General features: G+C 35.4%; 18 protein-coding genes and 1 riboswitch. Of the genes, 14 read left to right on the forward strand and 4 right to left on the reverse strand.

Going from position 1 to position 23,000, the window contains the following annotated elements:
- The first annotated feature begins 530 nt into the window (after positions 1–530).
- Complete coding sequence (locus AC07N0_RS04095; RefSeq protein ID WP_494588214.1) at positions 531–5,966, forward strand: alpha-2-macroglobulin family protein; 5,436 nt, start codon at positions 531–533, stop codon at positions 5,964–5,966.
- Between the two features lie 269 nt (positions 5,967–6,235).
- Positions 6,236–6,673, forward strand: a complete 438-nt coding sequence (locus tag AC07N0_RS04100; RefSeq protein ID WP_492800957.1) for an FKBP-type peptidyl-prolyl cis-trans isomerase — start codon at positions 6,236–6,238, stop codon at positions 6,671–6,673.
- An 80-nt stretch (positions 6,674–6,753) separates the two neighbouring features.
- Here the strand turns inward: AC07N0_RS04100 and AC07N0_RS04105 are convergent, their stop codons facing one another.
- Both AC07N0_RS04105 and AC07N0_RS04110 read right to left on the reverse strand, forming a co-directional pair.
- Positions 6,754–7,167: a putative toxin-antitoxin system toxin component, PIN family gene (locus AC07N0_RS04105; RefSeq protein WP_494588215.1), complete on the reverse strand. Its 414-nt coding sequence runs from the start codon at positions 7,165–7,167 to the stop codon at positions 6,754–6,756.
- Positions 7,167–7,394: a DUF8507 family protein gene (locus tag AC07N0_RS04110; protein WP_494588216.1), complete on the reverse strand. Its 228-nt coding sequence runs from the start codon at positions 7,392–7,394 to the stop codon at positions 7,167–7,169. Before AC07N0_RS04110 ends, AC07N0_RS04105 begins: the two co-directional genes overlap by 1 nt.
- A 227-nt stretch (positions 7,395–7,621) precedes the next feature.
- On the opposite strand from AC07N0_RS04110, the gene AC07N0_RS04115 reads away from it, so the two are divergent.
- From AC07N0_RS04115 to AC07N0_RS04130, 4 genes are all read left to right on the forward strand, one after another.
- Complete coding sequence (locus AC07N0_RS04115) at positions 7,622–8,953, forward strand: DUF4419 domain-containing protein (RefSeq protein ID WP_494588217.1); 1,332 nt, start codon at positions 7,622–7,624, stop codon at positions 8,951–8,953.
- Between the two features lie 170 nt (positions 8,954–9,123).
- Positions 9,124–9,957 (forward strand): dienelactone hydrolase family protein, encoded by an 834-nt coding sequence (locus AC07N0_RS04120; protein WP_494588218.1) that lies wholly within the window; start codon positions 9,124–9,126, stop codon positions 9,955–9,957.
- A 250-nt stretch (positions 9,958–10,207) separates the two neighbouring features.
- Positions 10,208–10,402 carry a hypothetical protein gene (locus AC07N0_RS04125; RefSeq protein WP_492800961.1) on the forward strand — a complete coding sequence of 65 codons (195 nt, stop codon included), beginning with the start codon at positions 10,208–10,210 and terminating at the stop codon, positions 10,400–10,402.
- Positions 10,403–10,503: 101 nt separating this feature from the next.
- The gene (locus AC07N0_RS04130; protein ID WP_494588219.1) at positions 10,504–11,406 is read left to right on the forward strand and encodes an AraC family transcriptional regulator; all 903 of its coding nucleotides are present in this window, start codon (positions 10,504–10,506) and stop codon (positions 11,404–11,406) included.
- Here the strand turns inward: AC07N0_RS04130 and AC07N0_RS04135 are convergent.
- The gene (locus AC07N0_RS04135; RefSeq protein ID WP_494588220.1) at positions 11,393–12,121 is read right to left on the reverse strand and encodes an RDD family protein; all 729 of its coding nucleotides are present in this window, start codon (positions 12,119–12,121) and stop codon (positions 11,393–11,395) included. The two genes, AC07N0_RS04130 and AC07N0_RS04135, sit on opposite strands and share 14 nt — an antisense overlap.
- A 158-nt stretch (positions 12,122–12,279) precedes the next feature.
- Here AC07N0_RS04135 and AC07N0_RS04140 point away from each other — a divergent pair, with 158 nt between their 5' ends.
- The 7 genes from AC07N0_RS04140 (at position 12,280) to AC07N0_RS04170 (ending at position 21,045) form a co-directional block, all read left to right on the forward strand.
- The gene (locus AC07N0_RS04140; RefSeq protein WP_494588221.1) at positions 12,280–13,248 is read left to right on the forward strand and encodes a stage II sporulation protein M; all 969 of its coding nucleotides are present in this window, start codon (positions 12,280–12,282) and stop codon (positions 13,246–13,248) included.
- The gene (locus AC07N0_RS04145) at positions 13,220–14,224 is read left to right on the forward strand and encodes a hypothetical protein (protein WP_494588222.1); all 1,005 of its coding nucleotides are present in this window, start codon (positions 13,220–13,222) and stop codon (positions 14,222–14,224) included. The genes AC07N0_RS04140 and AC07N0_RS04145 overlap by 29 nt, the downstream gene beginning before the upstream one ends.
- Complete coding sequence (locus AC07N0_RS04150) at positions 14,211–14,924, forward strand: DUF4129 domain-containing protein (protein ID WP_494588223.1); 714 nt, start codon at positions 14,211–14,213, stop codon at positions 14,922–14,924. Before AC07N0_RS04145 ends, AC07N0_RS04150 begins: the two co-directional genes overlap by 14 nt.
- Positions 14,925–14,956: 32 nt before the next feature.
- On the forward strand, positions 14,957–15,514 hold the full coding sequence (locus tag AC07N0_RS04155) for a hypothetical protein (protein ID WP_494588224.1): 558 nt from the start codon (positions 14,957–14,959) through the stop codon (positions 15,512–15,514).
- Between the two features lie 5 nt (positions 15,515–15,519).
- Positions 15,520–16,776 carry a DUF4350 domain-containing protein gene (locus AC07N0_RS04160; RefSeq protein WP_494588225.1) on the forward strand — a complete coding sequence of 419 codons (1,257 nt, stop codon included), beginning with the start codon at positions 15,520–15,522 and terminating at the stop codon, positions 16,774–16,776.
- Between the two features lie 223 nt (positions 16,777–16,999).
- Positions 17,000–17,977 carry an AAA family ATPase gene (locus AC07N0_RS04165; RefSeq protein ID WP_494588226.1) on the forward strand — a complete coding sequence of 326 codons (978 nt, stop codon included), beginning with the start codon at positions 17,000–17,002 and terminating at the stop codon, positions 17,975–17,977.
- 388 nt (positions 17,978–18,365) lie between these two features.
- A riboswitch (TPP riboswitch) is annotated at positions 18,366–18,462 on the forward strand.
- Positions 18,463–18,639: 177 nt separating this feature from the next.
- Positions 18,640–21,045 (forward strand): TonB-dependent receptor, encoded by a 2,406-nt coding sequence (locus AC07N0_RS04170; protein WP_494588400.1) that lies wholly within the window; start codon positions 18,640–18,642, stop codon positions 21,043–21,045.
- 94 nt (positions 21,046–21,139) lie between these two features.
- Here AC07N0_RS04170 and AC07N0_RS04175 read toward each other — a convergent pair whose 3' ends face one another.
- Positions 21,140–21,583, reverse strand: coding sequence for a DMT family transporter (locus AC07N0_RS04175; RefSeq protein WP_492800970.1), 444 nt, complete (start codon positions 21,581–21,583; stop codon positions 21,140–21,142).
- A 115-nt stretch (positions 21,584–21,698) separates the two neighbouring features.
- Between AC07N0_RS04175 and AC07N0_RS04180 the strand changes: the two genes are divergently transcribed.
- Positions 21,699–23,000 (forward strand): NCS2 family permease, encoded by a 1,302-nt coding sequence (locus AC07N0_RS04180; RefSeq protein ID WP_494588227.1) that lies wholly within the window; start codon positions 21,699–21,701, stop codon positions 22,998–23,000.

Genomic DNA, 23,000 nt, shown 5'->3' on the forward strand with positions numbered 1-23,000 from the left:
CTATCCTAAACCCGTGGTCTGTGGTACACAGAACACAATAACTGTCTATTTTGGTTTATAAAATCATCGCAAGGAAAGTTTGCCTTGTGTTCTGTGTGCCACAGACCACGGTTGAGGAACTCTTTTTAGGATAAATTAATTTTCTACCGATATTTCACTCCTAACGGAGTTGTTCTCTGTAAAAACCATAACATTACTAAAATTTCTCACATCCAACTCACTCTAAAATCCAAACATTTATGACCACCTATTTAAAACTTATAAGGATAAAAATATAATTATCCACAGCATTCAGCCGTTTACTAATTTTCAATGAAGATTTATTGGTAAAAAATTGATAATCAATTAAACTTTGCTGAACTTCTCTCAGATTTTCACAAACCCATTTAATTCTGTTTTACGATTTTCTAAATCGGCCGAGCTCTATGAAAACCTCTTTCAATCGCCCAAAATCGGGTATCTACTTCCTTTTTTTTAGCTTTTTTTTCTTACTGTCTTGTTCAAAATTTGGCGATGTTACAATACAAAGCATGAATTTTGAAGATGAGGTACAACTCACCCAAAACCTTGTTTTCACTTTCAGTAAAGATTTAGTCAAAGAGGCTGATTTGAATACTTGGTCATCTGAACCATTGATTGAGTTTTCACCCAAAGTCGAAGGAAAATTTAAGTGGACTGCTACTAACGAATTAGTGTTTTCGCCTGCTGTGGGTTTTGAAGCCGCAACCGATTATTCGGCTGTAGTGAGCAAAGGTATTTTAACCAAAGCTGAGAAAGATTTAGGCCTAGATGCTGATAAAATAAAGTTTCATACGCCTTATTTAAAAATAGAAAATGTAGAATCGTTTTGGACAAAATCAAGAGAAGATGGTTTGCCAACGGCAATGTTGAAAGTAAATTTCAACTACCCTGTGAACCCACAAGAATTAGCAAAATCATTGACGGTAACGGATGATGATGATAAAAATCAAGATTTTCAGATTACCCAGTCTGGAGCTATTGCAAGTGTTTTAGTAAAATTAAAAAATCAAGCGGAAGCCAGTGGAAAGTCTTTTAAAGTGACGATTGATAAAGGGCTTTCAATGCCAAATTCTACCTTTGAAACGACTGAGGTATTGAGTTTAGAAACTACTTTACCAGATGTAAAAACATTAGAAATTATAGATATTCAACATGGTTTTGAGAATAACCAAGGTTATGTAAAAGTGATTACTAACCAAAGTGTAACGCCTGAGCGCCTGCAAGAAATGTATTCTATCGAAACAGACGGGGGTGAAAAACAACAAGTAGCAGTTGAAGAAGCAGCCGTTATTATGTACGATTCTACAGGTAACCCTATCGAAACTCAAGTTGCAGTCAAAACGCCCGAAAAGAATAATCCAACCCTAAGTACCAAGGTTGAAACAATAGAAAATGGGTTTATCATTCGTGGTGATTTTAATGAAAGTGATAATTATGTACTGACCATTAAACAAACCATTAAGGGTATTCTTGGTGCTAGTTTATCGGATGAATATACTAAAGATTTGTACTTTGGGAAAATGCCTGCTTCAATAGGGTTTACCAATGCAAAAGCCATTTATTTATCATCAAAAGGGAATAAAAACATAGCCGTAAATATCGTAAATACCCCCAAAGTAAATGTTAGGATTGCAAAGGTTTATGAAAATAACATTTTGCATTTTATGAAGTATGGGCGTTATCAAAACTATCAAGACTATAACGAAGAAACAGGCGAATATAAGGCAGGGTCATACATGTACGACATGGATGAAGCTGGTCAATACTCTGATGTAATTGTTAACAAGACCATAGAGACCTCTAATCTTGCCAAGGTAAAAGGTGTGAGTGCTTTGAATTTATCGTTGCCAGAGCAAAATAATATCAAAGGGATTTACCTAGTAAATCTTAATTCTAACGACGAGTATTATAACAATGCTACTAAGCTTGTCAGTATTTCGGATATTGGTTTAATCATGAAAACTTCTGAAAACGAAGTGGTAGTATTTGCCAATGCTATCAAAACGGCTGAGCCCATGCGTGATGTAGAAATCAAATTGATTTCGAGCAATAATCAAACGATTCAAACCGCAAAAACGGACTCAAAAGGCATTGTTACTTTTAAGGATTTAAAGGCTTCAGGTTTTAAAGTAGCGATGATTTCTGCTCATACCGAAGATGACTTTAATTATTTATTAATGGATGGTTCGGAAGTAGAAACCTCTCGTTTCGATGTTGAAGGTAAACGTGACAATGTTTCTGGCTTTGAAGCCTTTGTATATGGCGACCGTGATATTTATCGTCCGGGGGAAACCATCAATATGAATACCATTATTCGTAAACAAAATTGGGAATCTGTTGGTGAAATTCCTGTAAAAATCAGGTTGCTTCTTCCTAATGGACGAGAATACAAAACCTTTAAAAAAGTAACGAATAGCCAAGGTGCGGTTGAATTAACTATCCCAACTAGCACCTCCGCTATTACGGGTACTTATGTACTAGAAGTGATGAATGCCAATGATGTTTTGTTGGCTTCGCGCAATATTTCTATTGAGGAATTTATGCCTGATAGAATCAAGGTAGATGTGAAGTCTGCCAAGGAATTCTATCGTAATGGTGAAACTATCCAAATTTCAGCTACTGCTTTGAATTTGTTTGGTCCGCCTGCTTCGAATAGAAACTATGAAATGCAGTTTAAGTTGAAAAGAAAACGCTTTGAAGCAAAGGCTTTTAAAGACTATGTATTTGATATTCAAGACAACACCAATTTTGAAGACGTAACCCGTGAAGGTGTGACCGACGCTAGGGGTATGGCTAACGAAAACTTTCAAATTCCTGTTACTTATAGCAATATGGGTATATTAGAATCTAAAACGTTTGTAACGGTTTTTGATGAAACTGGTCGTCCCGTAAATCGCTTGAAGAAATTGGATATCTTTACACAAGCTGTTTTTTATGGCATCGGAATGCCCGATACCTATGTAGGTACCAATGTTCCTGTACAAATTCCATTAGTCGCTTTGAACAAAGACGGAAAACCTACTACGGCAAAAGGCAAAATAGAAATTGTCCGTTTTGAATATCAAACTGTTATTCAGAAGAATGCTGACAATACCTTAAAATACTCGTCTAAAAAGCAGACAAAGGTGGTCTATTCAAGAGCTTTGTCATTTGATAATGGCAAAACAACCATTGCTTATGCACCACCCGTTTCGGGCGAATATGAAGTAAGGGTACATAGCGAGGGAGCAAAATCTTGGACGGCACAAAGCTTCTATGCTTACGGATTTGGCTCTACTGAAAATAGTTCTTTTGAAGTAAACAATGAAGGACAGGTTGTGATGGAGTTCGACAAAGAGAAGTACAATGTTGGCGACCAAGCTAAGGTTCTTTTTAAAACCCCTTTTGCGGGTAAATTGATTGTTACGGTAGAAAGAAATCATGTGTTAGAAAACTTTGTGATTGAAACCGATAAAAAATCGGCTGAATTAAGTTTCGCTATTCGCAAAGAACATTTGCCTAACGTATATATTTCGGCTACGTTGATTCGCCCACTAGACAATTCAAATCTTCCTCTCACGGTAGCGCATGGCTATGCTCCTGTAATGGTCGAAGATACCGATAATCAATTACCGATTGAAATAGTAGCTGTGGAAAAGTCTCGTTCCAAAACCAAACAGAAAGTTACCATTAAAACTAAGGCCAATACAGAGGTGACAATTGCTGTGGTAGACGAAGGTATTTTGCAATTGAAGAATTTCAAAACACCTGACCCTTACAATCATTTTTACCAAAAACAGGCTTTAGAAGTAAATAGCTTTGATTTATATCCTTTCTTGTTTCCTGAATTATCCATTGCAGGAAGCTCGTCTGTCGGTGGTGATGGGTATGATTTAGAAAAGAGAGTCAATCCATTAATCAATGGCAGGGTAAAATTAGTGGCGATATGGTCTGGTATTGTGAAAACAGGTTTTAATGGCGAAACTACCTTTGAATTTGATATTCCACAGTTCTCTGGCGATTTACGTATTATGGCCATCGGCTATAAAGACGAGGCATTTGGCTCTGTTACCAAAAATATGAAAGTGGCAGACCCACTGGTAGTAAGCACAGCTTTACCTAGATTTGTTTCGCCTAATGATGAAATTCAAGTTCCCGTAAATGTCACGAATACTACTAAACAAAATGCTTCAGTAAGTGCTAGTGTTACATTGTCAGGTGGTTTAAGTGTTGTAGGTAATAAAGTCCAAACTTTGGTGATTCCTGCTGAAAAAGAAGGTAGGGCATATTTCACGGTAAAAGCTGGAGCCATGACGGGCAATGCAGTGGTAAATGTTACGGTAAATGGCTTGAAAGAAAAGTTTACAGAGAAAATAGATTTAACTATTCGCCCTAGTACTTCTCTGATGAAAACAGCTGTTTCAGGGGTAGTCAATGGTGGAGGAACGGCTACGGTAAGCTTAGAAAATGATTATTTGCCTAATAGTTTAAGTACTGAAATTACGCTTAGTAAATCGCCAATGGTACAATTTACTAATCAGTTTCAAAATCTGTTAGATTATCCTTTTAGTTGCGTAGAACAAACAACAGCTTCGGCTTTTCCACAATTGTATTTTGCCGACTTGGTAAAACAGATTCAATCTGGTAAAAAACCTTATTTAAAAACAGGGGATAATCAGTTGAACCCACGTTATAATGTAGAAACGGCTATCAGAAAACTAGAAACGATGCAGTTGCCAAGCGGTGGGATGTCGTACTGGCAAGGTGGTGACCGTGAGTCTTGGTGGGGTTCGGCCTTTGCGATGCACTTCTTATTAGAAGCTCAAAAGAATGATTTTGAAGTAAATAATGCAACGTTAGGTAAACTGATTGAATACCTAAACATTCAATCAAATACGAAGAAAACCGATTATGAATATATTTATCAGAATGGTGGTAATACGACAAGAGTGATTGCTAGCAGAGAAACCATTTATAGTTTGTACGTGTTGGCTTTGGCTGGTAAACCTAATCGTTCAGTGATGAACTATTATAAGGCTAACCCAAATATATTAACAATTGATGAAAAGTACCTTTTGGCCTCTGCTTATAGTTTGATAGGCGATGTAAGAAGTTATTCAACTATTCTGCCAAAAAGTTATATTTTTGAACAAACAGAAAAACAATCTGGCGGAAGCTTTAGCTCACCTATCCGTAATCAGGCTTTGGTATTAAATACATTAATTGATACTGACCCGAATAATATACAAATTCCGACGTTGGCAAGACAGCTTTCGACGGTATTGAAACAAGAACGTTGGCTAAGTACGCAAGAGCAGTCTTTCGCCTTTTTGGCGTTAGGTAAATTGGCTAAGAAAGCCAATGCCAGCAACATTACGGCTTCGTTGACGAGCAATGGAAAAATAGTCGGTAATTTTACCAATAAGGATTTATTGATAAAAAATATCGCTAATCAATCTATTATCCGTACCCAAGGCAGAGGTAGTTTGTATTACTTTGCCCAAGCTGAAGGATTGAGTGCATCAGGAAAATATGAAGAGATAGATAATGTCTTGAAGGTTAGAAAGCAATTTTATAGTCGTTCGGGACAGCCTTTGAGTGAAGTTAAATTTAAACAAAATCAGTTGATTGTAGTTAAAATTACGTTATCCACCATGAATGGACTGAATGTGGATAACGTTGTAGTGACAGATATGTTACCAGCAGGATTAGAAATTGAGAACCCAAGATTGAATGCCGACCGAGAGTTGACTTGGATAAAAGACCAAAGTACGCCAGAGCATTTTGACATCAGGGATGATAGAATTAATTTCTTTACTACGGTAGCTGACAAACCACAAACTTTCTATTATTTGGTAAGAGCGGTTTCAAAAGGTAAATTCCAAATGGGGCCAGTTTCAGCCGATGCGATGTATCGTGGTGAATATAGAAGTTATTCTGGTGGTGGCGTTGCAGTGGTGGAATAAAGTTGTCGGTTTTGGAATCTTTGATATTATTTACTTTTACCCGCAGATTATCGCAGAAAAATTCCGCAGATAGTGGAGATATTATCCGAAAAGTATCTGCGAAAATCAGCGGATTAAATCTCCGAAATCAGCGGGTAAATTTTTCCTGTCAAGATTAAAGAAATATAATCACTCATTCACAATTCACTCAATCACCATTAAATTTGAACCAAACAGGATTCAAAAAACGTTTCAATACAAAATTAATATACATTAAACATTCAAAAACAATGAGTTTTTCAGATACTCGACAAGCACACATGAGTGAAATCTTAGCGAACGAAATTGCCAAAGGAGAAGTATTCTTGGCAGAAAATAGAAAAAGACCAGAAGTTATTGAAACTGAAAGTGGTTTACAATACGAAATATTAGTACAAGGCGATGGTCCAAAACCAAGTGGTCCAAGAAGTAAAGTGTTAACTCACTATCATGGTACTACTATCGATGGAAAAGTATTTGACAGCAGTGTTTTACGTAACGAGCCTATCAGCTTTGGCTTAAACCAAGTAATTACGGGCTGGACAGAAGGTTTACAATTAATGCCTACTGGCAGTAAATATAAGTTCTTTTTACCTCATCATTTAGCTTATGGCGAACGTGGAGCGGGTAGAGATATTCCAGGAGGAGCTACTTTGATATTTGAAGTAGAATTGTTGAAAACTAACTAAGAGATTATTGGATATTATTAGTGCAAAGGGTGGCTTAGGTTGCCCTTTTTTTATTTCGCAATGAGATAACTCATGTATTTTTAATTTCTCATGTATTCACTAAATAATTCCTCTAAATTACAGTAATTAACCTTCGGAAATGGAATCTTTGATAATTCCTTAAAATGTTTATCGTAGGTAACAATCAAATCTGCATTTGATGCTATGCAAACATCCACAAATTTATTATCGTCAACATCTACTGTGATTAATCCCCATTGATAATAAATAGGATTAATTTTTATCACATTTGGTAAATTAATTAAGCCTTTTAGAATCAATTCAGCATAGTTTGGAGAATAAAAGTTACCTATTATTTCTTCATATTCTGCCAAGATTTCCGTAGAAACAACTAATTCAATTTCTCCAGATTGAATAGCATTAAAAAGCCGATGATACTTAGACGACTTTGGTGTAATTATCAACAAGCAATTTGTATCAATTAAAATTCTCATTACTTATTGTAAGGAATACGTAGGTGTTGATTAGCTAAATCTTCTATATCAGATTGAGTAATATTTTTTTCATACATTACTCTTTCTAGCTCTTGTTCAGCTTTATCAAAATAATATTGGGCCATGAGTTTTTGTAACTCCTCTGCTTCTTCAGAACTAACATTCTTTTCTGAAAAAAACTGTAACAGATGTAATTGCATCTGATTCATTTTAGAAATTGCCTGCATCTTTTCTAATCGTTTTATATTCAAATGAATTTATATTCAAATGTAAAACAATTTTAAAACTAGAAAAAATCCTTTAAACACTTTTTTAACAGACTATCTATCTACTGGTATTATCAGTTAATTATTTAGCTTTTTATTTAAAAACAAATCTAATACCTTAAATTAACGACAAACCGTTAAACTTGTATAAATTATAACTTACGCTCCTCTATCATTTTATTTAACACATGAAAAAAATCATCACCGCTGTTCTGACTGTGGCTTGTTTCTCCTCATGGGCGCAAACCTCCAATACTTTTGAGATTGAAACGCTCACAAAGCCTGAGAAATTGCTGTATCAAACCTCTTCAAAAGATGTTTTTAAATTTCTAAAAGCAAACATTGAAAAAAATTCACAGCTTCCAGATAGTATAGTGACCTATGGAGAACATCCATTCTTGACAGGGATTTTAACGGCTTATAAAGAACATAGACCTTTTGTGATTTCACCAGATATTATGTGGCTACTTATTAGTCAGGGTTTTGCCAGACACATATCTAACAATTCGGAAGCATTCAGAAAAGATATTGTAGGTTTTGAGGATAAAAAAAACTTGAATATTATGTCAAACGATATTCAAATCGGCAACCCTAGTAGCAATTGGGAAGCAGTTTTTCCACAATTTACTAGTCAAATTAATGATTTTACTGGCAATAAGTTAACCGATGTCCTCACAGCAGATTTCAGCACTACGACTCCCACAACCAAAATAGTGAGTGAAATTACAGTGATGGAAACCGTTAAAGAATATTTTAATTATAAAGTAATCCTGATAGGGTGTGGTATCCCGAGAATTACGATAGAAGGAACCGTTGAAGATTGGCAAAAAGTGCTTGATAAGACGAAGTATATTGCTAAATACAATTTAACTTGGTGGACATCAGAACTAGAACCTGTATTAAAGCAAATTATTGAAACGAAAAAAGGAAATTTCAAAAAAGACTTCTGGATGAATATGGTAAAAGCCCATACTGAAAAAAAGTATGGCTCGCCCACAACCATTGATGGATGGATTGTTAAGTTTTTCCCTTATACCAAAGAAGGCAAAAAGAGAGACTTAAAGCCGATAGCTAAAATAAATGACTTGGCTTCTGAATTGGTAAAAGTGCCTTTTGTGTTAGAAGATGTTCAACACAAAAAGAGTTATAAAATGGAATTCTGGGCTGGTTTTGTAGGCTTATCTCAAAACAAAGGTGATTATACGTTAAAGCCCGAAATTGCTTGGGCTATCAATAATAAAAATACTTTCGACCCTAAAAAATCTGAGTTTAGGTATCAAAAAAACATCGACGATTTATCGATTAGTAATATCGAAACCATTCCGAATGATATTTATTCATTACAGAAAATAGACTATTTACATTTATCATTCTTGAACAAAGTGCATATTCCAGATGAATTAGCTAAAATCACTATCGATAACCTTGAACTAAAAGGACAAATATCCTCAGAAGAGGAACAAAGAATTAAAAAATTATTACCTAATACAAAATTAACCATCAATGGAGCGTTAAGATGATTTTTGTTGAAAATAGTCTTTGTAATTTAAAATTATCATTAAGCCTAAACCATCTTCTCTTTTTATCCGTTAAGTAGATATTGTAATTGTTCATGATTGATTTTCCCCCAATGATGAACTGGTTAAACCAAAACAAAATACTCCGTCGGGGATTGGAGGTATCTATTTCAATGAAAAAACTATTCTTTACGTTGGTATTATCAACAATAGCTTATATGGGTTTCTCTCAGAGTTGTTGTTCTTTGGCTAAAGATGACATGCAATTAATGGCATCTACAAAAGAGTTTCAGGCCGCTCACCTTTCGCCACTTCCTTATACACACGTAAGTACGGTTGGTGGCAAAATGATTGAATTCAAAACGCCAGATGGTAAAACGGCTAATGCTTACTTAATTAAATCTGTTAAACCTTCAAACAAATATTTATTTGTCTATCAAGAATGGTGGGGCTTGAACGATTATATCAAAAAACAGTCAGAAGTTTTCTATGGTGATTTGAAAGATGTAACCGTTATTGCAATTGATATGTATGATGGTAAAGTAGCGACTGACCCTAAAGAAGCTGGTGCTTTGATGGCAGGTGCTGACCCTGCACGTTTGCAGGCAATTATGAAAGGCGCTGTGGCGTATGTAGGGCCAAAAGCTAAAATTGCTTCGGTAGGCTGGTGTTTTGGCGGTGGCTTATCGCTACAATCTGCTATCATCGAAGGCAAACAAGCAGTGGGTTGTGTAATGTATTATGGCATGCCTGAAAAAAATGTGGAGAAATTAAAAACATTGCAATGTGATGTACTTGGTCTTTTTGCAGGAAGAGAGCAATGGATTTCAAAAGCTGTAGTGGAGCAATTTGAAAAAGATATGGCTACTGCTGGCAAAGCGATTAAAGTAAAATCTTTTGATGCAGAACACGCTTTTGCTAATCCATCAAATCCTAAATTTGATAGAGAAGCCTCAGAAGAAGCTTATTCACTGGCGATTAACTATTTGAAAGGAAAGTTGAAGTAGGGCTATGAGCTATGAGCTATGAGCGTTTTAGATTTGGCTATATATCAGCGTTAATCTGCGGTTTAAAATCTCCGAAAATCTGCGGGTAAATATCCCATCCTTGAAATATCAGATTTTTAATCCTCTATTTTTAGTAACATAATATTAAATTTAGGGTTGAAATAGTAAAAAGCCATAGCAACATACAGATTGTTATGGCTTTTTCGTTGAAATATAGTAAGTTTAAACTCCATTAAATCATAAAGGATTTATGAAAAAATTAATTCTTTTTACCGTTCTCCTGTCTTGTGTACAAGTTGAGAGTGAAGCCTTTACTAGCAATGCTGTAAAAACAAGTATTTCGGAAAGCAAGTCAGAGGCTGCTTTTAAAACAAAACGCCGTCGTAAAAAAGGTTTTCTGTGGGGCTTGTTCAAGAAAAAAGACTGTGGATGTCCGAAGCATTAATCATTTATCAATTTGATTGATTTTTTATGGTTTTTTAGTAAAATATGTGCATTTTTACCTTAAAACTTTGGTTTTCAATCAATTCGATAAAATTACAATAAATGAAGGCTTCCTTAAAACAGTTGAGTGATTCATCGAACAGCTCAATTTTTTTTAAACAAATTAGTTATTCTTATTTTGATGCTCCTTTTCATTTTCATCCAGAATTTGAACTGACGCTGATTGAGAAAAGTGAAGGAAAACGCTTTGTAGGAACAAATGTAGCTGATTTTCAGGCAGGTGATTTGATTTTATTGGGTCCCAATATTCCTCATTGTTGGAAAAACGAAGGGATTGGCATAGAAGGCTCTTCTCAGGCAATCGTAGTCCAGTTTAAGGAAGAAGTATGGGGAGAGATGTTTTTTAAAAATCAAGAGACAGAACCCATCAGAATATTGTTAGAAAAAGCCAAACAAGGCATACAGATTACAGGAAAAACAAGAGACCGCATTGCGAAGGAAATGGTTTTTCTTTTGAATGTCCCTCCTTTTCAAAGAATGCTCGGTTTGTTAGACTTATTGAATACCATAGCCATTTCTAATGATTTAAAATTGATTGAAAGTGAGCCTAAGCAATTTGAAATGTCGGCGGTAGATTTAGACAGAATCAATAAAATTTATGCTTATGTGATTGAAAACTACACCCAAGAGCTCCATTTAGAAACGGCCGCACATTTAGCCAGCATGACCGAAACGGCTTTTTGTAGATACTTCAAGAAAATTACTAAAAAAACATTTCTTGATTTAGTCACTGAATATCGGATAAAACATGCCTGTAATTTATTAGCCAATACCGAAAAACAAGTGGCAGAAGTATGTTTTGAAAGTGGCTTCGGAAATATTTCTCACTTTAATAAACAGTTCAAACAAATTACCAATCAAAGTCCCTTGGGTTATAGAAAAGTATTTTTAGCAAAAGCCGCTTTTATCAGAAGCGAACGATGGATAAAGGCTAGTCCTCAATAGTACTCAAATACGTGTGATCTTGGAGTACCTTTTTCAAAAACTGAAAGTCGTCTAAGTCAGACTCTACAGCCATTACTTCTTTTACTTTTTCAGTAGCTTCTTCTATCAATTCCTGATTGTTCTCTCCTTTTCTTAATACTGCTCTCAACGTTGTAATGTCATTGTCGGACAAAAGACTAGCCTGAGGAAATATTACCTGATAGTTGTCTCTAAAACTTTCCTGACGAAGTTGTTTTAAACTAACGGCTTGTTTCAATTTCACCACCGCGGTTCCTGCTGCTATATCTCCAATTCTTTGTCCTTTGCCATTTGCAGCTGTGGTGATAAGTGCCACGATAGAGCCAAAAAGAACAGTATCAACTAATCTAAATAGCCAACGCATCAAATAAGCGCCTAAGGTTGGTTGGGTTCCGTCAAGGTTGATAACCCTAATTTTCATCGCTCTTTTCCCAATGCTTTGCCCATTCATGAATACTTCGAAAAGTAAATCATAAAACATAAGAGGTAACCATAGAAATAAAACGATAAACACAACGCCTAAAATATCATTATTATCAAACGACATACTTAAGCCCGAAAACAATAATATGCATACAATGCCCCAAGCGATGAAGATAAGCCAGTCGATGATATGAGCCACAATGCGGTCGCCGAGACTAGCAGGTATAAAATCTAAAGCAACATTCTGAGTGGTTTGAATTCGTATTTTACTCATTGTTAAATTTTTAGGGCTAAGGTATATGATATATTTGCCTAAAATAAGAAAAGTTTTTGATGCAAAAAAGTTTGTAGTATGGCAACATTCAGAAAGTTTTGTAACTTTCCGAAAGTTAGCAGAGAGAAGTATTTCAAATAAATTTTATTTATAAACCCATGCGGGAAGCCCTATTTAAAAAGCATAACCTTGATAAATGGCAGGAATTTGAGGAAGACTCACTCAATGTAAATCCTGACATCCTTTCAGAAAGGTTTGTAGAGTTGACTGACGACCTTTCGTATGCGCGTACTTTTTATCCAGTTTCGCCAACTACTCAATACCTTAATGGATTAACATCCCATCTTTTTAGTAAAATCTATGCGAATAAACGAGAAAAGGCAAGCCGTTTTATCACCTTTTGGAAAATAGAACTCCCTACTTTGTTTTATAATTCTCAGCGACAATTACTTTTTTCTTTTATCATTTTCACTATTTCAGCACTACTAGGGGCTGTTTCGGCTGCTTATGATGATTCTTTTGCTAGGCTAATTTTGGGGGATGGCTATGTTGAGATGACTTTAGAAAACATCGAGAAAGGTGACCCTCTGGCTATTTATGGAAATGAGGATGAAATCACGATGTTTTTTATGATTACCATCAATAACATCAAGGTATCGTTTATCACTTTTGTGATGGGAATTTTATTCTCGATAGGTACTGGTTATTTTTTAGTTTTTAATGGTATTATGGTGGGTGTATTCCAGTATTTCTGTTATCAACATGGTTTTTTAGAAACTTCTTTATTAACTATTTGGCTTCATGGTACACTCGAAATTTCCTCCATTGTTATTGCAGGTTGTGCGGGCTTAGTAATGGGCAATAGCCTTCTTTTTCCCAGAACTTTTACCCGACTTGCATCCTTCAAGAAAGGTGCTAGACAGGGCTTAAAAATTATTATTGGCCTAGTACCATTATTTATCGTAGCAGGATTTATTGAAAGCTTTCTTACCCGCAAACATCTTTCACTGATACCAAGTTTGATGATTATTTTGCCTTCTGCTTTGTTTATTATCTGGTATTTTGTAGTTTACCCTATACAATTAAATCGAGTTAAAAATGGAAAAAACACCCAAAATAATCTTTGAACAGGAACGAGATTTTAGTGATAAAATAAATGCAACTTTTAATTTTATTACTGCCAATTTTAAAACACTATTTTTGTCTTTATTATACCTTACGGGCCCACTAGTATTGATTGGAGGTATTTTTGGTGGGCTTGTTCAAATAGCGGCACTAGAAGTAGGAAACGTTGGTCAGGGTTCTAAAAACAGTTCTCCAGCAGAACTGTTCGGAGAAATAATGGGTAGAAATACAGCTTACCTGTTTTCTGCAAACTATTTCCTTTCATTGGTCTTTTTATTTTTTGCAAGCGTTATGGTCGCTAGTACTGTATATGCTTTTATTATTGAATACCTCTATTCAGATGAACCGCGGACAATTACCATAGAAATGGTTTGGGCACGTGTAAAAACTTTGTACCTCACCATTCTATCAAGTATTCTAAGTGTAACACTGGCATTAGCTGGTGTGTTATTAGTATTTGGCTTTTTTATTAGCCTTATTGTTTCAGGAGCAGGTTCTGGCATTTCTGCTAATTTAGCCATGTTTCTGGCTGGTTTATTGGCGTTGCTTACCATTATTTATTTAGGAATTATTTTTATTCTAAATACTTCAATCGTAGCATTTGAGGATATCAGCGTTTGGGATGCTTTTGGTAGAGCCAACTATTTGATTCAGCAAAAATGGTGGTCGACGTTTGGTTTAATAATGGTTTTTGCCATTATCAATTATTTTCTTTCTTTAGTATTTTCGGCTCCCTCTGTCATCGTTACTATCATGAAGGTATTGAAAATTGGTGGTGGAGCCTCGGAAAACATTCCCTTAATTATTACGAGCATTATTGCTACCATTGGTAGAGTACTAGTTTCATCTTTAACGTATGTGGCACTTGCTTTTCAATATTTTAATTTGGTAGAACGTAAAGATGGCACATCGCTAAAACCACAGATTTCAGCCATTGGTCAGAAGAAAACTTTTGAAAATGAAGATGAAGAATATTAGATTGTATTATCACATTTGTATAAATTTAATATTGCTTTCAGCGTATACTTCCTTTCATAGTCTGGCTGTCGTGGTTGATTCTTCAAAAGTAATCGTCAGAAAGCCACAAGAAAGCCAGATAAATGCTTTCAGAAAACTAAAAGATTACCAATATGGTACTGAGCAAGTAAACTATGTAGAAACTTGGTGGAGGCGTTTGTTGCGTCAGTTCTTTGAATGGCTTTCAGGAAGTTTATCTGGTGTGGGGAATCCTTATTTTTGGAAAGGACTTGCCTATTTCTTTATAGCGTCGGTAGTGGTTTTTGTTATTTTAAAACTCATTGGTGTTAATTTTGATGGACTTTTCAGCAAGAAATCTAAGTATGATATTCCCTATGAAACCATCGAAGAAAATATTCATCAAATAAATTTTAACGAAGCCATTACTGATGCGGTCGCACAGAAAAATTATCGCCTTGCCGTACGACTATACTATTTAAAGGCCTTGAAAGAACTAAGTGATGCAGGATTGATTCATTGGCAAATCAATAAAACTAATCAATCTTACGTTTATGAATTACAATCATCAAAATTAAAAGCTAGCTTCAATCAGGTAACACGTCAATTTGAGTACACTTGGTATGGAGATTTCCCGATTGATGAAGAACATTTTGTTGAAATTCGAGAGGATTTTTTAAAATTTAGTAATCAAATTATTTAATACAGTTAAGTATCTAAATCGTTCATAAAAACATGAAATATTTCAGTTCAATTACGCTCTTGTCCGTTTTGGTATTAATGGCTTTGTCGTCATTCAAGCCTCTATCACACACTTCAAAAATGTATGATGACGAAGACGATTATGACACCCTAGATTACTATACAATGAGTGTGGCGGGTATTAAATTAGGGGCTAATTATGGCGTAATTTTAGATAAATTGGGGTCGCCAGATTCAGTAAAAAAAGAAGAAACCCAAGATGCACAACTTTCAAATCATTTTGAAGAATATTTTTATGGCAAAGATGTCTTTTTTGTCATGGACGAAACACTAAGTGGTTTTGAATTAAAAACGCCTAAGTTTAAAATTGATAATCTATCTGACTTGAAAGTAGGTGATAATATGGCAAAAGTGAAAAAACGCTTTCCGAAATCATATAAGCTCAGAGATGTGGATAACTCTGTAGAAGACTGGATAACTACTATCAGTGTAAGGTTTGGCACAACTGATTCTTTCTTGGAAATAATGGTTCAAAACGATAAAATTATTAGTCTGACCACCATCACCGACGATGGTAGCGATTCAGAATAGTACGTATGAAAAAACATCGTTTTTACCTCTTAATTCTTTCTCTAACTATACTGGGATTCGTTTTGGTAGAAATCTACACGCCAAAACCTATCGATTGGACTCAGACGTATTCGAGTAAAGATAAAATCCCTTATGGTTGCGAGTTATTGTATAAATTACTACCAGAAGTATTCAGGAATCAAAAAATTTCTGATGGTAGAGTGCCTATTTATGCAAAGGGAGCAGCTGCTACTATAAAAAATACAAAGAGCAATTATATTTATGTGTATCAGTATTTTAGGGTAGATTCTATCAATCGTAAAAAACTATTAGACTATGTCCATCAAGGGAATAATGCCTTTATTGCTGCGGAGGATTTCTATGGATTAAAAGATACGCTACATTTTGAAACAAATTATAACCAAACATTTACTACAGATTCTGTTACTATCAATTTAGAAAATCCTCAGCTTAAAGCTCCCAAAGCCTTTCGTTATCATCACCAATCAGTAAGTGCCTATTTTGAGTTGAATTATAAGAAAGATAGTTTAACAAAACGTGTCACTACCAATGCTATCATCTTAGGCAAAAATCACACTGGCGAGGCTAATTTTATTAAAATTCCTTTTGGGAAAGGCTCATTTTATTTGAGCACTGTGCCTAAAGCTTTTTCTAATTTTTATCTGTTAAAAGCCAATAATGCTGATTATGCCTTCAAGGCGCTATCCTATTTACCCGAACAACAAGTCTACTGGGATGAATATGTAAACATTATAGGTTTTGGCAAAAACAATAGAAGTATTTTAAAATCAAAATATGCTAAAGGTGAAGACGATATCGATAGTTCTCCCTTCAAATTTATTGCTAGTCAGCCTGCACTAAAATGGGCTTATTATATTACATTGGTTTCGCTGTTGATTTATTTGATTTTTGAAGGTAAACGCCGTCAACGCATTATTCCTATCATCGAAATAACTAAAAATACCTCGTTGAGTTTTGTAGAAACTATTGGTGCTTTGTATTATAATCAAAAAGACCATAAGGCAATTTCAGATAAGAAAATAGCTTATTTATTGGCCTATATCAGACATAAATTTCATTTGAAAACTACAATTTTAGATCAGGAGTTTAGAGACGATTTAAGTCGTAAGACTAATTTACCCATTGTCGAAATTAACGACCTTTTCGATTATGTAGCAACCATGCAAAGTAGCGAACACGTTCAAGAAAAAGATTTGGTTGACTTTAATAAACACATTGAAGCATTTTATAAGAACACGTAAGATAGTTGTGAGTTAGTGAATTGTGATTTAGTGATTGATTTGGGTTGTGAAGGAGGGAGTTAGTAATTGATTGTGAGTTAGTAAGTTAAAAGAAATGATAACTCATTAATCGAATAGTCAAGCCATGACAATTCACTTAATAAAAATTAAAATCAATCACCCATTCACTAACTCAAAACTAAAATCAATCACTAAATCACAACTCACTAATTCACAATTAAACATGGAATTTGAATCAAGAATAGACCTTAGCGATTTACAAGAAGCAGTAGCCGATATCAGAGCAGAAATCGGGAAAATTATCATCGGTCAGCAAAATACTATTGATTTATTGTTGACTGCCATCTTTGCTGATGGTCATGTTTTGTTAGAGGGCGTTCCTGGCGTAGCGAAAACACTTACTGCTAAATTGTTGGCAAAAACTATCTCTACAGATTTTAGCCGTATTCAATTTACGCCTGATATGATGCCTTCGGATGTATTAGGAACAGCTATTTTTAATCCTAAAACAGCCGAGTTTGATTTCAAAAAAGGCCCTATTTTTTCAAATATTATCTTGATTGATGAAATAAATCGCTCCCCTGCTAAAACTCAGGCGGCCTTGTTTGAGGTAATGGAAGAACGACAAATTACTAATTCGGGCACTACTTATCCGATGTCTTTTCCGTTCCTAGTAATGGCGACACAAAACCCTATTGAGCAAGAAGGAACTTACCGTTTACCTGAAGCCCAATTAGACCGTTTTCTTTTTAAAATCATCATCAACTATCCATCTTATCAAGAGGAGGTACAAATCCTCCAAGGTAATCATACTCGCTCTAGTGCGGCATCTAGTAATCCTGTGGAATTGATTGATAGAATTTTGACGCCAGCTCAATTAACAGCTTTACGCGAAAAAGTACGACAATCTATCGTTGACATTAAAATTTTAGAATATATCGCCAAGATTATTCATGAAACCCGTAATTCAAAATTCATCTATTTGGGTGCTTCACCACGGGCATCTGTGGCCTTATTAAATGCGTCAAAAGCCTTGGCAGCTATCAGAGGTAGAGATTTTGTAACACCAGAAGATGTGCAGGAGCTTACCCCTGCGGTACTTCGTCACAGAATTATTCTTACTCCAGAAAAAGAGATGGAAGGCTCAACACCAGAAGACATCATTGCTCAGATTCTTCAAAAAATCGAAGTACCAAGATGATTGAAGTGATGAATTAGGAGTGGTGAGTGTTGAATTGTCATAAAGTTTTACCCGCTGATATAGCAGATTAAAATCGCTGATTTACGCTGACAACATAAATATCTGCGATAATCTGCGGAAAAATCTTTGTAAATCTGCGGGTAAAGTAATTCACCATAAAGTTTTACCCACTGATATAGCAGATTAAAAACCGCTGATTTACGCTGACAATATATTATCCGCGCAAATCAGCGAATATAATCTCCAAAATCTGCGGGTAAAAAATACGTTGTCCTCAAGTCTTAAAGTCTAAAAATCCTAAAGTCCAAAACCCTAAAGTCTCAAAATCAAAAAATTATATATCCTCCAAAAGTACAATTTATCAATTTTCGTTATACCTTTGTTCCACAATCACAAAAAGGGGTGCCTTAATATAACGGGCTGAGATTATACCCACTGAACCTGATGCGGGTAATTCCGTCGAAGGGATTTTGTAAATTTGGTTTTGCGTTTAGGTTACGTGAACAGATTTAAAATCAATCAATTACATAGGGTTTCACATTGTTAAATCTAACGGGATTTGACTCCTTTGCCTGTTGTTAATCTTTTCAAAGATGAAAAACTTAACGACTACTTCAAGAAATCTGTTTGTTCAAACAGGTGTTCTCAATCAGTTCGTTGCTATGATTCGCCTATCGGTAAATCAGAAAAATAATATTATAAGCTATTCAACATTGATTGCTTTAGTATTTTTCCTCTCTATTCAATCGTATGCTCAGTACACTATTTCTGGTAAAATTGTCGATGCTGAGGGTAACAAACCTTTGGCTGGTGCAAATATTACCTTAGTAAGTGCCGTAAGAGGTACACAAAGCAATGCACAGGGATTATACCTCCTCAAAAATGTAAAAAAAGGTACTTATACGTTGAGAATTAGTTTTGTTGGTTACGAGAAAAATGTACAAGTAATTGATTTACAAAAAGATGCTTCTTTCGATTTTGTCTTACATAAATCTACTTTTGTGGCAGATGAAGTAGTCGTAAGTGCTACCCGTGCTAATGCCAAATCTGCTATCGCATTCACGGATGTTTCTAAAGAAGATATTCAGAAACAGAACCTTGGACAAGACATTCCTCAGTTACTAAACTTTACGCCTTCGTTGGTTTCTACGTCGGATGCAGGTGCGGGAGTAGGTTATACAGGTGTAAGAATTAGAGGGACTGATGCTACCAGAATCAATGTGACAATTAATGGCATTCCATTAAATGATGCTGAGTCACAAGGTACTTTTTGGGTTAATACCCCTGACTTGGCTAGCTCGGTTAGTTCTATCCAGATTCAACGTGGTGTAGGTACTTCCACCAATGGGGCTGGTGCTTTTGGGGCTTCGATTAATGTTTCTACAAACGAATTCAGAAAACAGGCTTATGCCGAAATCAACTCTGCTTATGGCTCATTCAATACTTTAAAAAACACTCTTTTAGTGGGCTCAGGCTTGGTAAATGATAAATTTACCTTTGATGCTCGTTTGTCTAAAGTGACTTCGGATGGATATGTCGATCGTGCTTCTTCTGACTTAAAATCATTTTATCTTTCTGGTGCTTATTTTGGCAAAAAATCTTTTGTTCGTTTGAATGTATTTTCTGGCAAAGAAAAGACTTATCAAGCTTGGGAAGGTGTTCCAGAAGCTACTCTAGCAACCAATCGTACTTTCAATTTATATACGTATCCTAACCAAACGGATAACTATCAGCAAGACCATTATCAATTGCTTTCTTCTCATAGTTTATCAAATGCTTGGACTTTCAACTTGAATTTCCATTATACGTATGGACGTGGATATTATGAGCAATTCAAAGAGCAAGATAAATTATCAAAATATGGTTTGCCTAATGTAGTATTCGGTGCAACAACTATTACTAAGACAGATTTGGTGCGTCGTAAATGGTTGGATAATGATTTTTATGGTACTACATTCTCTTTTGATTATCAAGGAAGTAAAAAGCTAACGGCCAATTTTGGAGGTGCATTGAACGAATACGATGGTAGAAATTATGGCGAAATTATCTGGGCTCAATATGCTTCTACTTCAAAAATAGGCGACCGCTATTATGATGGTAATTCTAAAAAGGTAGATTTTAATGTATATGCAAAAGCATTCTATCAGTTCACCGAGAAATTAAACGCTTTTGCTGATTTACAACTCAGAACAATCAATTATGAGATTAAAGGAACTGATGACAACCTGTTGAATATTGGACAAAAAGTAGATTACAAATTCTTTAATCCTAAAGTTGGTTTAAGTTACCAAGTATCACCGAGCACTTCTGCGTATGCTTCCTATAGTGTGGGCAACAAAGAACCTAGTCGCTCAGACTTTGTGGATAACGTAGGCAAAACGCCAAAATCAGAAAAACTGAATGATTTTGAGTTGGGTTATAAAACTCAGACAGGAAAAACGGCTTTTGCAGTGAACGGTTACTTTATGAACTATAATAACCAATTGGTATTGACAGGAAAACTAAATGACGTTGGTAGTGCAATTCGTGTAAATGTACCAGAAAGTTATCGTTTGGGCATAGAAGTAGAAGCAGGTGTACAACTTAACAAATCTTTGAAAGTAAATGCTAATGCTACTTTCTCAGAAAACAAAATCAAAAACTTTACAGAGTCAATCTATAATTACGATACTGAATCAGAAACGCTTTTACCTACTTTGAGTAAAACAAATATTGCTTTTTCACCTAATGTAATCGTAGGTTCACAAATATTATATACCCCTGTGAAGGGTTTAGAATTAGGCTTATTGTCTAAATATGTAGGAAAACAATATTTGGATAATACCTCTAACGAAAACCGTAAATTGAATGCCTATTTCACCAATGATATTTGTGCCATTTATACGATCAAAGGAAAGACATTGAGAGAAGTAAGCTTTAGTTTCTTGGTAAACAATCTTTTCAATACCCTTTATGAATCTAATGGTTATACGTATAGCTATATTGCTGAAGGAGTATCTTATACTGAAAACTTCTATTATCCACAAGCTGGTACTAACGTAATGGCTGGTGTAAGTCTGAAATTCTAAGCATTCGGTCAAAATCTCATTCATAGGCTATTTTTTAGTACATATTTGTATTAAAAAATAGCCTATTTATTTGTCTATAAATTTAAATACACCGCTAAAATTTACGAATTAAGATTACGCCAATTATCAAGAAAAATGCACCGATAATCCTGCCCAATGATATTTCTCTGACGGGGGCATCTAGCCAACCAAAATGGTCTAATAATAACGAAACCGTCATTTGTCCTGCTACAATCAAACCAAATGTCAAAGCTACACCCAAGCGTGGCATTAATACGATAACGGTACTGATATAAAACGCCCCTAAAATTCCTGCCAACCAAACATACCAAGGAGCATTTTTAAATTGACTAAATTGTGACAAAGGAATACGCGTAACAATAGCATATACAGTAAGGGCTATCAATCCCGTAGCAAAAGACAACAAGGCAGCTAATACTGGATTGCCGACCAATCTTGCCATTTTAGCATTCAAACCTGCTTGTGTAGGGAAAACGGCTCCGCATAAAAAAGCTAAAAATATTAAAAAGTATTGCATTGGATAAATGGTTTATAAAGTATTCTTCCCACAAAAGTATAATATAAAGCCCGAAGGTTCATTCTTATTGTCTTTCTGGTGAACAATCCTTATTTTTAGACAAAAACCTTATTTTATGTCTCCGACAACTAAAAAAACTGAAATACTTGCTGGTATAAGTTCCTTTTTGGCTACAATGTATATTATCATTGTTAATCCCTCAATTCTTTCGCAGGCAGGAATGCCCTTCGATGCGGTATTGACTGCTACAGTTTTACTTTCATTTTTCTGTAGTTTAATGATGGGGCTTTATGCTAAAAACCCTATTGTTGTGGCTCCGGGCATGGGTATGAATGCCTTCTTTACGTTTACGGCAGTAAAGGGCATGGGAATTTCCTATCAAGTAGCGTTGGGTGCTGTATTTTGGGCGGGAGTTTTCTTCTTGATTTTATCCATTTTCAATTTGCGCACTTATATCGTAAAGGCTATTCCTAAACCCCTTCGTTTTGCTATTTCGGCAGGTATTGGGTTGTTTATCAGTCTCATCGGTTTTGAAAATGCTCATTTTATCATTGCCAATCCTGTTACGTTGGTAAGTATTGCTAGTTTTCATAATCCTATCATCATTACTTTTCTCTTTGGGTTATTACTAACAGCCATCTTGATAGTACGGGATGTAAAAGGAGCTATTATCATAGGCATCGTTATCACTACTTTACTGGCTATTCCAATCGGTAGAATGTGGGGTGATGCATCAGCTATTAACTTCGGACAAAAGACTTTAGTCAATTGGAATGGCTTGATAGCTGCACCAGACTTTAGCTTAATCTTTCAGCTAGATATCATCCATTCTTTCAAATTTGCTTTATTTCCTATCATTTTTGCTTTTGTCTTTACTGATATGTTCGATAGCCTTTCTACTTTTGTAGGCTTGGCAGAGGCTGCCTATCTGTACGACGAAAATGGTGAGCCACGTAATATCAAACAATCGTTGCTGACAGACGCGGTGGCTACTTTATTAGCAGGAATCTTAGGGACAAGCCCCGGAACGGCCTATATAGAATCGGCAGTGGGGATAGAACAAGGTGGACGCAGGGGTTTAACGGCTATTACGGCGGGTATTTTGTTTTTGCCTTTTATGTTTTTATCACCTCTATTATCAGTAATTCCAGCTATTGCTACGGCTCCTGCCTTAATAGTGGTAGGCGTATTTATGATGAAGCCCATTACCAAAATCAATTGGGCTAAAATGGATGATGCCATCCCTGCATTTTTGGCTTTGGTTTTAATTCCTTTTTCTTATTCTATCACACAAGGCATTATCTGGGGATTTTTGTCTTGGACAATCATCAAGGTTTTCGCTGGCAAACCTAAAGAAGTATCGCCTGCTCTTTGGGTGATAGATGGTTTTGCTGTTTTGTCTTTAATTATTTCTTGA

This window comes from Arcicella sp. GW821-FHT09D11 (assembly GCF_059416265.1).

Coding starts and splice junctions, on each gene's coding strand:
- AC07N0_RS04095 (WP_494588214.1), top strand. CDS start 531: ATGAATTTTGAAGATGAGGTACAACTCACCCAAAACCTTGTTTTCACT.
- AC07N0_RS04100 (WP_492800957.1), top strand. CDS start 6,236: ATGAGTTTTTCAGATACTCGACAAGCACACATGAGTGAAATCTTAGCG.
- AC07N0_RS04105 (WP_494588215.1), bottom strand. CDS start 7,167: ATGAGAATTTTAATTGATACAAATTGCTTGTTGATAATTACACCAAAG.
- AC07N0_RS04110 (WP_494588216.1), bottom strand. CDS start 7,394: ATGCAGGCAATTTCTAAAATGAATCAGATGCAATTACATCTGTTACAG.
- AC07N0_RS04115 (WP_494588217.1), top strand. CDS start 7,622: ATGAAAAAAATCATCACCGCTGTTCTGACTGTGGCTTGTTTCTCCTCA.
- AC07N0_RS04120 (WP_494588218.1), top strand. CDS start 9,124: ATGAAAAAACTATTCTTTACGTTGGTATTATCAACAATAGCTTATATG.
- AC07N0_RS04125 (WP_492800961.1), top strand. CDS start 10,208: ATGAAAAAATTAATTCTTTTTACCGTTCTCCTGTCTTGTGTACAAGTT.
- AC07N0_RS04130 (WP_494588219.1), top strand. CDS start 10,504: ATGAAGGCTTCCTTAAAACAGTTGAGTGATTCATCGAACAGCTCAATT.
- AC07N0_RS04135 (WP_494588220.1), bottom strand. CDS start 12,121: ATGAGTAAAATACGAATTCAAACCACTCAGAATGTTGCTTTAGATTTT.
- AC07N0_RS04140 (WP_494588221.1), top strand. CDS start 12,280: ATGCGGGAAGCCCTATTTAAAAAGCATAACCTTGATAAATGGCAGGAA.
- AC07N0_RS04145 (WP_494588222.1), top strand. CDS start 13,220: ATGGAAAAAACACCCAAAATAATCTTTGAACAGGAACGAGATTTTAGT.
- AC07N0_RS04150 (WP_494588223.1), top strand. CDS start 14,211: ATGAAGAATATTAGATTGTATTATCACATTTGTATAAATTTAATATTG.
- AC07N0_RS04155 (WP_494588224.1), top strand. CDS start 14,957: ATGAAATATTTCAGTTCAATTACGCTCTTGTCCGTTTTGGTATTAATG.
- AC07N0_RS04160 (WP_494588225.1), top strand. CDS start 15,520: ATGAAAAAACATCGTTTTTACCTCTTAATTCTTTCTCTAACTATACTG.
- AC07N0_RS04165 (WP_494588226.1), top strand. CDS start 17,000: ATGGAATTTGAATCAAGAATAGACCTTAGCGATTTACAAGAAGCAGTA.
- AC07N0_RS04170 (WP_494588400.1), top strand. CDS start 18,640: ATGATTCGCCTATCGGTAAATCAGAAAAATAATATTATAAGCTATTCA.
- AC07N0_RS04175 (WP_492800970.1), bottom strand. CDS start 21,583: ATGCAATACTTTTTAATATTTTTAGCTTTTTTATGCGGAGCCGTTTTC.
- AC07N0_RS04180 (WP_494588227.1), top strand. CDS start 21,699: ATGTCTCCGACAACTAAAAAAACTGAAATACTTGCTGGTATAAGTTCC.